This is a genomic window from Pseudomonas sp. SJZ078 (assembly GCF_007828255.1).
In the GTDB taxonomy this organism is placed as follows: Bacteria; Pseudomonadota; Gammaproteobacteria; order Pseudomonadales; family Pseudomonadaceae; genus Aquipseudomonas.
On the sequence record NZ_VIUG01000022.1, the window covers coordinates 1 to 14,174 of the forward strand.

General features: G+C 62.1%; 12 protein-coding genes. 4 read left to right on the forward strand and 8 right to left on the reverse strand.

Annotated features, from left to right (window positions below):
• Nucleotides 1–134 precede the first annotated feature (134 nt).
• Nucleotides 135–581: a Cd(II)/Pb(II)-responsive transcriptional regulator gene (gene cadR, locus FBY02_RS18750; RefSeq protein ID WP_144929730.1), complete on the reverse strand. Its 447-nt coding sequence runs from the start codon at nt 579–581 to the stop codon at nt 135–137.
• 86 nt (nt 582–667) lie between these two features.
• Between cadR and FBY02_RS18755 the strand changes: the two genes are divergently transcribed.
• A complete protein-coding gene (locus FBY02_RS18755; RefSeq protein ID WP_144929731.1) occupies nt 668–2,881 on the forward strand; it encodes a heavy metal translocating P-type ATPase in 2,214 nt (737 codons plus the stop codon).
• A gap of 136 nt (nt 2,882–3,017) precedes the next feature.
• On the opposite strand, the gene FBY02_RS18760 is transcribed toward FBY02_RS18755, so the two are convergent.
• The 3 genes from FBY02_RS18760 to FBY02_RS18770 are packed head-to-tail and all read right to left on the reverse strand — an operon-like array spanning nt 3,018 to nt 8,226.
• Complete coding sequence (locus FBY02_RS18760) at nt 3,018–6,065, reverse strand: efflux RND transporter permease subunit (RefSeq protein WP_144929732.1); 3,048 nt, start codon at nt 6,063–6,065, stop codon at nt 3,018–3,020.
• The gene (locus FBY02_RS18765; protein WP_144929733.1) at nt 6,062–7,126 is read right to left on the reverse strand and encodes an efflux RND transporter periplasmic adaptor subunit; all 1,065 of its coding nucleotides are present in this window, start codon (nt 7,124–7,126) and stop codon (nt 6,062–6,064) included. The genes FBY02_RS18760 and FBY02_RS18765 overlap by 4 nt, the downstream gene beginning before the upstream one ends.
• A complete protein-coding gene (locus FBY02_RS18770) occupies nt 7,123–8,226 on the reverse strand; it encodes an efflux RND transporter periplasmic adaptor subunit (RefSeq protein WP_144929734.1) in 1,104 nt (367 codons plus the stop codon). Before FBY02_RS18770 ends, FBY02_RS18765 begins: the two co-directional genes overlap by 4 nt.
• A 93-nt stretch (nt 8,227–8,319) precedes the next feature.
• Here FBY02_RS18770 and FBY02_RS18775 point away from each other — a divergent pair, with 93 nt between their 5' ends.
• Nucleotides 8,320–9,480 (forward strand): AAA family ATPase, encoded by a 1,161-nt coding sequence (locus tag FBY02_RS18775; RefSeq protein WP_144929735.1) that lies wholly within the window; start codon nt 8,320–8,322, stop codon nt 9,478–9,480.
• Nucleotides 9,481–9,770: 290 nt separating this feature from the next.
• Here the strand turns inward: FBY02_RS18775 and FBY02_RS18780 are convergent, their stop codons facing one another.
• The 4 genes from FBY02_RS18780 to FBY02_RS18795 form a co-directional block, all read right to left on the reverse strand.
• Entirely contained in the window at nt 9,771–10,553 is a 783-nt protein-coding gene (locus tag FBY02_RS18780; protein WP_144929736.1) for a MetQ/NlpA family ABC transporter substrate-binding protein, read from the reverse strand.
• Nucleotides 10,554–10,732: 179 nt separating this feature from the next.
• Nucleotides 10,733–11,665 (reverse strand): sigma 54-interacting transcriptional regulator, encoded by a 933-nt coding sequence (locus tag FBY02_RS18785; protein ID WP_144929737.1) that lies wholly within the window; start codon nt 11,663–11,665, stop codon nt 10,733–10,735.
• A 48-nt stretch (nt 11,666–11,713) separates the two neighbouring features.
• Nucleotides 11,714–12,295 (reverse strand): alpha/beta hydrolase, encoded by a 582-nt coding sequence (locus tag FBY02_RS18790; RefSeq protein ID WP_144929738.1) that lies wholly within the window; start codon nt 12,293–12,295, stop codon nt 11,714–11,716.
• A 148-nt stretch (nt 12,296–12,443) separates the two neighbouring features.
• On the reverse strand, nt 12,444–12,689 hold the full coding sequence (locus FBY02_RS18795) for a DUF2789 domain-containing protein (protein WP_144929739.1): 246 nt from the start codon (nt 12,687–12,689) through the stop codon (nt 12,444–12,446).
• A 155-nt stretch (nt 12,690–12,844) separates the two neighbouring features.
• Here FBY02_RS18795 and FBY02_RS18800 point away from each other — a divergent pair, with 155 nt between their 5' ends.
• Nucleotides 12,845–13,369, forward strand: coding sequence for an NfeD family protein (locus FBY02_RS18800; protein ID WP_144929740.1), 525 nt, complete (start codon nt 12,845–12,847; stop codon nt 13,367–13,369).
• Between the two features lies 1 nt (nt 13,370).
• Complete coding sequence (locus FBY02_RS18805; RefSeq protein WP_144929741.1) at nt 13,371–14,132, forward strand: slipin family protein; 762 nt, start codon at nt 13,371–13,373, stop codon at nt 14,130–14,132.
• Nucleotides 14,133–14,174 lie beyond the last annotated feature (42 nt).

Consider the following 14,174-nt stretch of genomic DNA (forward strand, 5'->3'; position numbering starts at 1 on the left):
TGGGCTCCCACACGTGCTTTAAGCACTCCGGGCATTCAGCTTGCCACTCACCGCTCTCACCATCAGTTTAATCGCAGAGCAAGCCCGCTCCCACATTGGATCTTCATGACCTTCAAGTTCCGGCGCAAGGGCACTCAATGCCCGTGACTGCGCCCCACATGCGAAGGCTCCGGCTCCGGCACCACCGCCCCGCTCACTTCCAGGCGCTGCAAGATCCCGCATTGCTCGGGATCCGGCCCTTCGCCGCAGCGACGGCGCAGGTCGATCAGTTGCGCTTGCAAGGCCAGCAGGCCGTCGATGCGGGCCGTGACGTGCAGGATGTGTTCGTCGATCAACGCGTTGACGCTCTCGCACTGATCCTGGGGGCTGTCGCGCAAGGCCAGCAAACTGCGGATTTCTTCCAGGGTCATGTCCAGGGTGCGGCAGTTGCGGATGAACGTCAGCCGCTCGGCGTGGGCCTGGGTGTAGACGCGGTAATTGCCGTCGCTGCGGGCCGGCTCCGGCAGCAGGCCTTCGCGCTCGTAATAACGGATGGTTTCGACTTGGCAGTCGGTGATTTTCGCCAGCTCGCCGATCTTCATGACATTGCCTCCTGAACAGGTGCTTGACCCTATAGTGGCTACAGGGTCTTTACTGTGCAACAAGCACTTTTCATGGACGTCACCCAATGAGCGATTCCCTTCACATCCACAAGCCCGTCCACGGTCATGACCACGGGCATTCCTGCTGCGCTTCGAAAGCAGCGCCGTCCGTGGTCAACCTCGGTAAAGCGCCGACGGACGGTGCCCGGCTGAGCAGTTTTCGCATCGAAGCGATGGACTGCCCCACCGAGCAGACGCTGATTCAGAACAAGCTCGGCAAGCTCGAAGGCGTGCAGCGACTGGAATTCAACCTGATCAACCGTGTGCTGGGCGTGACTCACGATTTGCCCAGCGACGCACCGATCATCCAGGCCATCGAGTCCTTAGGGATGCAGGCCGACCCGCTGGCCCCAGGCCAGAAACCGCAAACCAACGACCTGCCTGCCCCGGCCAAACCCTGGTGGCCGTTGGCGCTGTCCGGCGTGACGGCCTTGGGTGCCGAGGTGATTCATTTCACCAATGCCGCGCCAAACTGGGTGGTCGCGCTGGTGGCGTTGGTGTCGATCCTCAGCGGAGGCCTGGGCACGTACAAGAAGGGCTGGATCGCCCTGAAGAACCGTAACCTGAACATCAATGCACTGATGAGCATCGCCGTGACCGGTGCCGTGCTGATCGGCCAATGGCCCGAAGCAGCAATGGTGATGTTCCTGTTCACCGTGGCCGAGTTGATCGAAGCCAAATCCCTCGACCGGGCGCGCAATGCCATCAGCGGCCTGATGCAGATGGCCCCGGAACAAGCCACCGTACTGCAGGCCGATGGCACGTGGCAGGTGCAGGAAGTCAAGGTCATTGCCCTCGGCGCGCGGGTACGGGTTCGTCCCGGCGAGCGCGTCGGGCTGGACGGTGAAGTGGTGGCCGGTCGCTCGACCATCGACCAGGCGCCGATTACCGGCGAAAGCCTGCCGGTGGAAAAAACAGTGGGCGACAAGGTGTTCGCCGGCACCATCAACCAGGCCGGCGAGCTGGAATACAGCGTGACCGCGGTAGCCGATCAATCCACCCTGGCGCGAATCATCCACGCCGTGGAGCAGGCCCAGGGCTCCCGCGCGCCGACCCAACGCTTCGTCGACCGATTCTCGACAATCTATACCCCGGCGGTGTTTGCCCTGGCGCTGGCGGTAGCCGTCATTCCACCTTTGTTCATGGGCGCGGCGTGGTTCGACTGGATCTACCGGGCCCTGGTACTGCTGGTGGTGGCCTGTCCCTGTGCGCTGGTGATTTCCACCCCGGTGACCATCGTCAGCGGTCTTGCCGCGGCAGCGCGCAAAGGCATCCTGGTCAAGGGTGGCGTATACCTGGAGGGTGGCTACAAGCTCGACTACCTGGCCCTGGACAAGACCGGTACGATCACCCACGGCAAACCGATCCAGACCGACTACATGGCACTGGACCCGACCGTGGCAGGCAGCGCCCCAGCCCTGGCCGCCAGCCTCGCCGCCCGCTCCGATCACCCGGTGTCCCGAGCCATTGCCGCTGTGGATAAACAATTGGCGCCACAGCCTGTGGATAACTTCGAGGCCCTCCCGGGTCGTGGGGTACGCGGTGATATCAACGGCCAGACCTACCACTTAGGTAATCATCGCCTGGTGGAAGACCTGGGCCTGTGTTCCCCGGAACTGGAAGAGAAACTCTTCGCCCTGGAAAAACAAGGCAAGTCGGTGGTGCTGCTGCTCGACGCTACAGGCCCCTTGGCGCTGTTCGCCGTGGCCGACACCGTAAAGGACTCCAGCCGCGAAGCCATCCGGCAATTGCACGACCTGGGCATCAAGACCCTGATGCTCACCGGCGACAACGCCCACACCGCCGAGGCGATTGCCGGCCAGGTCGGCATGGATCAAGCGCGAGGCGACCTGCTGCCGGGGGACAAGCTGCAGGCCATCGAAGACCTGTACACCCAGGGTCACCGGGTCGGCATGGTGGGCGACGGCATCAACGACGCCCCCGCCCTGGCCCGATCGGAAATCGGCTTCGCCATGGCGGCGGCCGGCACCGATACGGCCATCGAGACCGCCGATGTCGCCTTGATGGACGATGATCTGCGCAAGATCCCGACCTTCATCCGCCTCTCGCGGCAAACCTCAAGCATCCTGAAACAGAACATCGCCCTGGCGCTGATCATCAAGGCGATCTTCCTCGGCGTCACCTTTGCCGGGTTCGCCACGATGTGGATGGCGGTGTTTGCCGACATGGGGGTGAGTTTGCTGGTGGTGTTCAATGGGTTGCGGTTGGTGCATAAGTAAAAAGCTCGCATGACTGGTGGGCCCTATCGCGAGCAGGCTCGCTCCCACATTGGATCTCGGTTGCCCACAAAGAATGGGATCACTGCGGTCCCTGTGGGAGCGAGCCTGCTCGCGATGGGCTGCCCGGCAGCCCCCCTCAATCGCGCTTCGGTTCGCGAATTTTGTACCAGGCCACATACAGCGCCGGCAGGAACAGCAGGGTCAGCAGCGTGGCGATGATGATCCCGCCGATCATCGCGTAGGCCATCGGTCCCCAGAACACTTCCCGGGCAATCGGGATCATCCCCAGGCTCGCCGCAGCCGCCGTGAGCAGGATCGGTCGTCGCCGGTGTTGGGTAGCTTCCACCACCGCATCCCAAGGCTCATAGCCGTCGCGCTCATACTCATCGATCTGGGTGACCAGGATCACCGAGTTGCGGATGATGATGCCGATCAGCGCAAGAATCCCCAGGATCGCCACGAAGCCCATGGGCGTGCCTGTGGGAACCAACGCCAGCACCACGCCGATCAACCCGAGGGGCGCGACGCTGGCCACCAGGAACAGCTTCTGCACGCTGTGCAGCTGGATCATCAGGAACGTCGCCATCAGGAACAGCATCAGCGGCACGACACTGGCAATCGGCCCCTGGGCCTTGCCGCTCTCTTCCACCGTCCCCCCGGTGGCGACCTTGTAGCCCACGGGCAAGCCGGCGGCGAACTTGTCGATGTCCGGTTGCAACTGCTTCACCAGATCGGTGGGCTGGATTTCATCGCGTACGGCGGCCTTGATGGTGATCGTTGGCTTGCGGTCGCGACGCCACACCAGCGGCTGTTCCAACTCATAGCGCACCGTGGCGAACGCCAGCAACGGAATCGACGTGCCGCCCGGCGTGACGATCTGCAGATTCTGCAAGGTTTCCGGCGAACCCCGTTCACTGTCCACGGCACGCCCGACCACGTTGATCAGGTAGATGTCGTCGTCGACCTGGGTGACCGGCGATCCGCTGACGATGCTGTTCATCAGCTTGGCCACGTCATCGGAGGACAACCCCAGTTGCCGTGCCTTGTCCTGGGCGATGTCGATGCGCAGAACCTTGCCCGGCTCGTTCCAGTCGTAAATGATTTCGCCGATGTGCTCGTTCTTGTCCAGTTCGGTGGCCAGTTCGATGGCATGCTTGCGCACCTGGTCGATGTCCTTGCCGCTGACCCGGTACTGGATTGGCCGTCCTACCGGCGGGCCCATTTCCAGGGCCTGCACGTAGCTGCCAATGCCGACGAAGTCCTCGCGCAGGCGTTTTTGCAGGCGCTCGGTGAGGGCCGTGCGCGACTCCAGGCCCTTGCTGACGATCACCAATTGCGCGTAGTAGGGATTCTGCAGTTGCTGGTCCAACGGCAGGTAGAAACGAATCGCGCCTTCGCCGATGTAGGTGCTCCAACGCTCGATGTCCGGGTCGCCCTTGAGCGTCGCTTCCAGGCGGTCGACAGCCTTGCGCGTCTCGTCCATCGAGGCGTTCTGCGGCAGGTTGAGGTCCACCAGGATCTCCGGCCGGTCCGAAGACGGGAAGAACTGGTTTTGCACGAAGCGCATGCAAAATACCGCCAGCACGAACAGCAGCACGGTGATGCCGATGGCCCACCAGCGATTGCGCATCGCCCACAGCAGGCCGCCATTGAACGCCCGGCCGATTCGCCCCGGCTCGGCACTGTGAGGCTTCACGTTGGTGCTGAGAATGTGCACGCCAATCACCGGGGCGAACAGCACCGCGACGATCCACGACACCAGCATCGCCACGGCGATCACCGCGAACAGGGTAAAGGTGTACTCACCGGCGGAACTCGCATTCAGGCCGATCGGCACGAAACCGGCCACGGTCACCAGGGTGCCGGTGAGCATCGGGAACGCGGTCGAGGTGTAGGCGAAGGTCGCGGCCTGCTCCTTGGTTTCGCCTTTCTCCAGGCGCGTGACCATCATCTCCACGGTAATCATCGCGTCGTCCACCAGCAGACCGAGGGCGATGATCAACGCGCCGAGGGAGATCCGCTGCATGGTGATGCCGCTGTATTCCATGAACACAAAGACCATCGCCAGCACCAGGGGAATCGAGCAGGCCACCACCAGCCCGGCGCGGATGCCGAGACTGATGAAGCTGACCACCAGCACGATCACCACCGCCTCGAACAAGGCGCTGGTGAAGCCGCCGACGGCCTCCTGTACCACTTCGGCCTGGTCCGACACCGTATGCACGCCGATGCCCACCGGCAGGTCGGCGGTCAGCTCGGTCATACGGGCGTGCAGCGCCTTGCCGAATTCCTGGATGTTGCCGCCCTTCTTCATGGCGATGGCCAGGCCGATGGCCGGTGTGCCGTTGAAACGGAACAGCGGCGTAGCCGGATCGACGTAGCCGCGACTGATCTCGGCGATGTCGGCCAGTCGATAGAACCGGTCATTGAGGCGCAGGTTGACGTTGGCTAGGTCCTTTTCCGATTGGAACTGCCCGGACGTGCGCACGGAAATCCGCTCCGGCCCGGCGTCGATCACCCCGGCGGGCGTCACCGCATTCTGGGATTGCAGGCTCTGCACCACCTGGCGTTGGTCGATGCCCAATGCAGCAAGCTTGCGCGTGGAGAAGTTCAGATACAGCACTTCATTCTGCTCGCCGAGCATTTCCACCTTGCCCAGGCCGGGCACGTCGCGGATTTCGGCCCGCACCTGTTCCACGTAGTCGCGCAACTGGCGCATCGACAGGCCGTCACCGGTAAAGGCATACACCGAACCGTACACGTCGCCGAACTCGTCGTTGAAACCCGGCCCCTGCAAACCTTCGGGGAAGTCGCCACGAATGTCGTTGATCTTCTTGCGTACCTGATACCAGATCTCGGGGATGTCCTTGGCGCTGGTGGTGTCGCGCAGGTACACGAAGACCGTCGACTCGCCCGGCCGGGTATAGCTTTTGACGTAGTCGAGGGAGTCCAGCTCTTCGAGTTTTTTCTCGATGCGGTCGGTGACCTGCTTGAGGGTCTCCTCCTGGGTCGCGCCCGGCCAACGGGTCTGGATGATCATGGTCTTGATGGTGAACGACGGGTCTTCTTCGCGGCCCAGGTTCACGTAGGAAAATACGCCCATCAGCAACGCAACGAACATCAGGTACCAGACAAACGACTGATGCCGCAGGGCCCACTCGGACAGGTTGAAGGGCCCTTTCATCGTGAATCCTCGTCGAGTTTCACTTTCTGCCCCGGCTGGAGGCTGTTGACGCCGGCACTGACCACGCGGTCGCCGGGCTTGATGCCGTTGGCCACCAACACCGAGTCGGCCGAACGTTCGAGAATCTTCACCTCACGGGGGGAGACGGTCTGGCTCTGCGGGTCGACGAGCCAGATTCGCGCCTTGCCATCGGCCTCCTGCAACGCACTGAGCGGCAACTCGATGCGCGGTTCGATGGCCGAGCTCAGCGTCACGCTGATGGCCGTGCCCAGGCGCAGGCCCGGTGGGGTATCGGTCAAGGTCAGGCGCGCGCGACGGGTGCGGGTGGCGCTCTGGGCCTGAGGCTCGATCTCGCGCACGGTGGCGGTGGTGCGGATACTCGGGTCGAGTTGCGCCGCGACTTGGAACACCACGCCCTCGGGCAAACGTTCGACCAGCCCGGCCGGCAGGTCGATCACCGCCTCCTTGATATCCGGGCGAGCCAGGGTCACCACCTGTTGGCCGGCAGTCACCACCTGCCCGGCTTCTGCAGTCCAGGCCGTGACAACGGCATCGTGGTCGGTGCGCAGCTCACTGTAGTTGAGCTGGTCACGGGCCTGCTCCACCGCGGCCCGGGCCTGTTCGAGGGAGGCGCCGGTGGTTTTCAGGTCGGTCTGGGCGACGTCCAGCTGCGCCTGGGCACCGACACCCCGATCGAATAACTGCTGCTGGCGACGGGCATTGGCCTGGGCGTTGATGTACTGCGCCTCGATCCGCGCAAGGTCGCCCTGGGCAGCACGCAACCGGTTCTGTTGGTCGGTGGGGTCGAGGGTCGCCAACAGGTCGCCTTTCTTCACCTCGGCGCCGACATCGACATTACGGCTGGCAATTCTCCCCGGTACGCGGAAACCCACATTGCTCTCGTAACGCGCCTGGATATTCCCGGCGAAGCGTCCGAGGGCCTGCTGGTCGAGCGCCCGGACTTCGATGGACAACACCGGACGTACCGGCTCGGGTGGCGCGTCTTCCTTCGAGCAGGCCGTCAGGGCCAGACTCGCCAGGACCATCCACAAGCGCTTCATGGCTGGGCTCCTGCCGGCGGTTTGTCATGGCTGTTTTCAGCGATCTCGACACGCACGCCAGGATGCAGCAATTGCCCGCCGGCTGTGACGACGGTCTCCCCTTTCTTGAGCCCGTCGCTGATGATGACTTTCCCGGTCAGGTAGCGGCCGACAGTGACGGTGCGCAATTGCGCCTTGCCCTCGCCGTCCACCAGCCACACGGCCGGCTCGCTGAGGCTCTTGGTCAATGCCGACCAGGGCAGCTCCACGGCAGTCTTGCCGGCGGATTTGGCGGTGGCACTGACCACCGAGCCCAGGCGCATGCCCTCGGGCAAATCGTCGAGGGTCACCTTGACCTGTACGGTGCCGGTTTCGGCGGACACTGCCGGGGTGATCTCGCGCACCTTGCCGGTGGTCTGGATGGCCGGGTTGTCCAGCAAGCTTATGACAATGGCCGGATCCGAGGGGGGCTCGCTCAGCAGCGATTCGTAGATGTTGAACACCGCGTCACGCTCGCCGTCCCGGGCCAGGCTGAAGATCGGCTCCGTGGCCTGTACCACCTGGCCGACCTCGGCCTGACGCGCCGTGATGATGCCCGGCGCCTCGGCTATCAGTGCGGTGTAGCTCAGTTGCTCCCGCGCATTGGCCAACTGGGCTTGGGCGGCCGTCAGCGCGCTCTGGCTGCTGCGCAATTGCGCCTGGGCCGCGTCGTATTCGCTTTGGCTGGTATAGCCCTTGGGCAGGAGTTTCTGCTGGCGCACGAAGGCCGCCGCGCTTTGCTTGACCCGCGCCTGTTCGGCAGCCACCTGGGCCTCGGCGGAGTCGACGTTGGTCTGCAGGTCCCTGGGATCGAGCCGGGCCAGCACTTGCCGGGCCGAGACACGGTCACCGACATCGACCTTGCGCTCGATGATTTTGCCGCCTACACGAAACGACAGATCGGTCTGCACCCGAGCCTGGACATCCCCGGTCAGGGTCACCGAGGCCGCATACTCGGTTGGCACGGCTTGCTGCACGAAAACCCGTGGCAGGGCTTTTTCACCGATTTTTTCGTCACCGCATCCCGCCAGCAATGCACACAAACCCAAGCCAGCAACCAGTTTGATTCGGGGACCAGCCATGCAGACTCCTTGCATTGCACGAATGTGCCAGTGACGATACGACTGTGAGCTTAGAACAGGGTTCCACGGATCACTCGGCAACAGGAAACGCTCATGCTCAAAACCCTCGCGGTGGCAAATTATCGATCCATCAACACGTTGGTGATCCCTCTGGGGCGGTTGAACCTGATTACCGGCCCCAATGGCAGTGGCAAGTCCAACCTGTACCGCGCCCTACGCCTTTTGGCTGAAACAGCACAGGGTGGAGTGGTCAATGCCCTGGCCCGTGAAGGTGGACTGGACTCGACGTTCTGGGCCGGGCCGGAAGTGATCAGCCGACGCATGCGCAGCGGCGAGGTGCCCGTTGGCGCGACGGTGCGGCTCAATACCAAACGCCTGCGCCTGGGGTTCGCCATGGAAGACTTCAGCTATTCGATTTCCCTCGGCCTGCCGGAACCGAGTTCGTCCGCGTTTTCCCTGGACCCTGAAATCAAGCGCGAATGCATCTGGGCCGGCCCCACGTTCCGACCGGCCAGCCTGCTGGTGGATCGCAACGGCCCCATGATTCGTGCACGGGATGGCCGCGCGTGGGACGTTCTGGCCCAACACACGCCCACCTTCGACAGCCTGTTCGACCAGGTCGGCAGCCTGCGCACCTCGCCGGAAGTGCTGCAGATACGCGAGTTCATTCGACGCTGGCGCTTCTACGACCATTTTCGCAGCGACGCCGACGCCCCGGCGCGCCAACCGCAACTGGGCACCCGCACGCCAGTGCTGCACCACGACGGACGTGACCTGGCAGCCGCCCTGCAGACCATTCTGGAAATTGGCGACGATCAAGCCCTGCACACGTCCATCAGCGATGCCTTCCCTGGCGCCCGGCTGCACATCGATAAATTGCCAGGCGGGCGTTTCGGCATCGAATTTCACCAGCATGGCCTGCTGCGACCGCTGTCCGCCGCCGAACTGTCAGACGGGACCCTGCGCTACCTGCTGTTGATCGCCGCACTGCTCACGCCCCGCGCGCCTTCGCTGATGGTACTCAACGAACCGGAGACAAGCCTGCATCCGGATCTGTTGCCGGCGCTGGCGCGTTTGATCATCAGGGCTTCGAAGCACTGTCAGGTCTGGGTGGTTTCCCACGCCCGGCGCTTGATCACGGCCTTGCAGAAGGAGGGCGATTGCAATTGCATCGTGCTGGAAAAAGACATGGGCCAGACAGGGATCGTCGGCCAGGGAATGCTGGATGCGCCGGCGTGGAGCTGGCCGGATTGATCCATGGTATTTGCAGAAGGCTTGCAGGAGGTCTATTTTTCCTGCGCTGCAGGACGGGTCCGATGATACCGCCAAGGAATCGCAGCTTCAGGCCAGGCTTTCTGGCGACATGCACAAGGAGAATTGAAATGGCCGACGTGAAAGCCCCGCAACAACTCGACCCGCAAGACATGCTCAAACTGCTCGTGGCCCTACGCCGGGCGCTGAAAAACAGGGCGGCGTAGATCCATCATCCCTATGGCAAGGGAGCTTACTCCCTCGCCATATAGCTTTTTACAGGGTGGATTCGATCAGAACGCCGGCAATACCGCGCCGCTGTATTTCTTCTCGATGAACGCCTTCACTTCCGGGCTGGTCAGGGCCTTGGCCAGTTTCTGCATGGCGGCGCTGTCCTTGTTGTCCGGGCGGGCCACCAGGAAGTTGACATAAGGCGAATCCGAACCCTCGATCACCAGCGCATCCTTGGCCGGGTTGAGACCCGCTTCCAGGGCATAGTTGGTGTTGATCATGTCCAGGTCGACCTGATCCAGCACCCGCGGCAGCATGGCCGATTCCAATTCCTTGAACTTGAAGTTATGCGGATTCTTGCCGATGTCCTTGGGTGTCGCCAGGGCGTTTTTCGGGTCCTTCAGTTCGATCAGGCCAGCCTTCTGCAAGAGGATCAAGGCGCGGCCGCTGTTGCTGCCCTCGTTGGGAATGGCGATGGTAGCGCCGTCTTTCAGCTCGGCCAGGCTTTTGACTTTCTTCGAGTAGCCGCCAAACGGTTCGACGTGCACACCGATCACAGTGACCAGGTTCGTGCCTTTGCCTTCGTTGAAGCTCTTGAGATACGGCAGGGTCTGGAAGTAGTTGGCATCCAGGCGCTTCTGATCGACCTGTACATTGGGTTGCACGTAGTCGGTAAAGACCTTGATCTGCAGGTCCACACCTTCTTTTGCCAGGGCCGGCTTGATCAATTCGAGGATTTCAGCGTGGGGGACCGGAGTCGCCGCCACCACCAGTTTCTCCGCAGCCTGGGCCAGACCCGAAGCCAACGCTGCCGCCAATGCGGTGAACAACAGAACTTTTTTCATGCAGTGTCCTTATCGAAAAATCACGGTCGTCATGGACGACGGCCAAAGGGTGAGGTGCCAGCGAAGTGCTATTGCTCGCGTGAAGCGGACGATACCGACATTCTTTATTCCTTAACAATATCTTTTATTCAAGTTCATATTCAAATTTCTCATATAGACAAAGCGTTCTCGGCAACGCTTCAGAAGAGTTGATCCAGACGGGTCAGCAGCGCCTTGAGTGCCACACGCTCGGCAGCCGTTCCGCTTGCGAGGGTCACTGCTGCCTGCTCGATGGCGTCGAGTGCCAAGGGCAGGGACGGCAGGTTCAAATGCTCCGGCAAGATCTCCTCTTCCGTGCTCACCAGCAACGCGAAATGGATGACGTTCTCCAGTTCACGGGTATTGCCCGGCCAACCATGCCGCTCAAGCGCCTGTTGGGCTGCCTCGCTGATCAGCGGCATGGTCAGGCCAAGGCGTTGGGTATAGATGCCCAGGAAGTACTCGGCCAGGGGCAGGATGTCCCCCACCCGCTCGCGCAGAGCCGGCAATTCGAGACGGCCTTCGCTGAGGTAGTGATAAAGCCGTTCGTGAAATTTTCCGGCGGCCACCGCTTGCGCCAGGTCGATGCTGGTGGCTGCCACCAGCCGCACGTCCACGGGGCTGGGCTGATGAGCGCCAACACGGGTGACCTCGTGATTTTCCAGGGCCGCCAGCAATTTGACCTGGATCGGCAGTGGCAGATCGCCGATTTCATCCAGGTATAACGTGCCGCCATTGGCCGAACCGAACCAGCCGGCACGGCTGCTGGCCGAACCGCTGTAGCTGCCGGCCGCATAGCCGAACAATTCGGCGTCGGCATAAGTCGGACTGATGGCGCCGCAATTGACCGAAACGAACAACCCACCACGATCACTTTCGCGGTGGATATGCCGAGCGAGCAATTCCTTGCCCGTGCCGGTTTCTCCGCGAATCAATACCGGAATCGCGCGTGGCGCCAATTGCTCCAGAGCCTGGCGCAACTGACGCGAGCGTGGGTCAACGAACACCAGCGCCTTGGCGCGGATGCTCAGGGGGCTTTTTTCCGCATCGGGAAAGGTCAGCAACGGCTGACCGAAGGTTTCATGCAAGCTCATGGCAGACTCCCGCCTCACACCGCCGGGTAACGGAAGGGCGTTGAAAATTCAGGCGCGACGCAGGGCGTGATGCTCCATGCGGTTTTGCAGACGATAGAGATAGGCGAAACCCTGCTCCCAGCGCTGATGGCCGGACTGCACATTGATGTGCCCCGCCCCGGCCAGGATGCCGGCTTCGGCCCCCCAGTTACGTGCCAGTTCCAGCGCACGCGGCGCACTCACCGCGGCGTCGTTGTCGGAACTGACCACTTGGCTGGGAAAGGGCAACAGATCGGTGGGAATCGGTGCGAAATTGCGCAGTGCAGGCGCGCAGGTCGGCCGTTCGACATCCGCCGGTGCGACCAGCAATGCTCCGCGAACCTGTCGTAGCAGTTGCGACGGCGCGGTAGCGGCCCAATGGGCAACCGTGATGCAGCCCAGGCTATGGGCAATGAGGATCACCGGCGTTTGGTCGGCGGCAATGGCTTCGGCCAGCGCGGCCACCCAGTCTTCACGCCGGGGCGTCAGCCAGTCGTCCTGCTCGACCCGGGTACTGTTAGGCAGACTGTTCTGCCAATAGGTCTGCCAATGATTTTCCGGCGATCCTTGCCAGCCCGGCACAATCAGGTAGCGAGTCGATTCGTTGCGCATGGGTGCTCTCCTGCGTGTCTGTTCAGGGACGAGTATAGGGAGGAGAGATATATTATTTAAGGAATAAGAAGATATTTATTAATAATTAAATTGAATATACGTTTTATGGGGCGAGCTGTACTGGCTCCCCCAGGATCTGTCCCATGCATCAGTCACTGCGGCCCTTTCTCAACAACTCGTTCAACCGATCCACCACCATCGCCCAATCGGCATCCTCGAGGATTTCGTCGCGCAACAACTGCCGCTGACCCTCGTTCCAGAAAAACGCGTCAGCCAGGTGCAGTTCGGGCTTGAGGGGTGAATGGCTGGCAATGAACTGATCGATGCTGATGGCATCGTCGGGCAGGCCCAGTTGCTTGAACAGGGCGGGAAGGCTGTGGGTTGGGGCTTCCATGGGAACTCCTGACATGGCTGGATGCGGTGTCTCTTCCAGCAGTCTAGCTTCTGGAGCATCGCCAGACTGTTCAAAACTCGATCAATCCACGGTTCGACTAGACTGTGAGTAACGACTACGGATAAACGTCACGCATAGGCGTTGCGGAGGGTCCGGTGAATATTCGCTGCTTGATGCTTGCGCTGCTGGCCATGAGCGGGCCGACGCTGGCAGCCGATGGCCCTGCGCTGATGGTCGCCAACTCCCTGGGTTTCTGGCTGATCGCCCTGGGCGTGGCATTACTGATTGCTGAGGCGGCCTTGCCCAACTATGGCGTAGCCGGGCTCGGGGGCATCATTTTGTGTGTCATCGGCGCGGTTATCCTGACCAATGCCGAGGTCCCCATTCCCTTGATGATCGGGCTGGGTGTGGTCAGTGCCTTGCTGCTGATCTTCCTGTTGGTCCGCGCATTGAAAACCCGGCCGCGTCAACCCGTCAGCGGCGACGCCGCGTTATTGGGAAGCGTCGCCGTGGTCACCTCTCTGCAGGCCGGCAATCATCACCATGGCTGGGTGCAGTTGGAAGGCGAACGCTGGCAAGTGGCATGCGCGACGTCGCTACGGCCTGGACAAGCGGTGCGTGTCATTGCCCGCAAGGGCCTGCTGCTGGAAGTGGCCCCCGCGGATTCACAAGGAGCATGAGATGGGTATGCAAATCGGTTTTGTAATGCTGCTGTTACTGCTGATCGCGCTGGCAGCCTCGACCTTTCGGATCCTGCGCGAATACGAGCGTGCGGTGGTGTTCCAGCTCGGCCGGTTCTGGCAGGTCAAGGGGCCCGGCCTGATCCTGTTGATTCCAGTGGTGCAGCAAATGATCCGCGTCGACCTGCGCACCATCGTGCTCGACGTACCGCCCCAGGACGTGATCACCCGGGACAACGTCTCGGTGAAGGTCAATGCGGTACTGTATTTCCGCGTCCTCGACCCGCAGAAGGCGATCATCCAGGTCGAGAACTTTCTCATGGCGACCAGTCAATTGGCCCAGACCACCTTGCGCGCCGTGCTCGGCAAACACGACCTGGACCAACTGCTGGCCGAGCGCGAGCAATTGAATGGCGATATCCAGCAGGTGCTGGACGCCCAGACCGACGCCTGGGGCATCAAAGTGGCGAATGTCGAGATCAAGCATGTGGACCTCAACGAATCGATGATCCGCGCCATCGCCCGGCAAGCCGAGGCCGAACGGGAGCGACGGGCCAAGGTGATCCACGCCGAAGGCGAACTGCAGGCGTCGGAAAAGCTCATGCAGGCCGCCGAGATGCTCGGACGCCAGCCAGGCGCCATGCAACTGCGTTACATGCAGACGCTGGGATCGATTGCCGGAGACAAGTCCTCCACCATTGTGTTTCCCCTGCCGATCGAGCTGCTCAAGGGGATGGCGGAGCTGTCGCCGAACAAGCCCTGACGGGTCGCAGTCAAGCCTGAGCAACTCCCTCGCCAGAAGCGT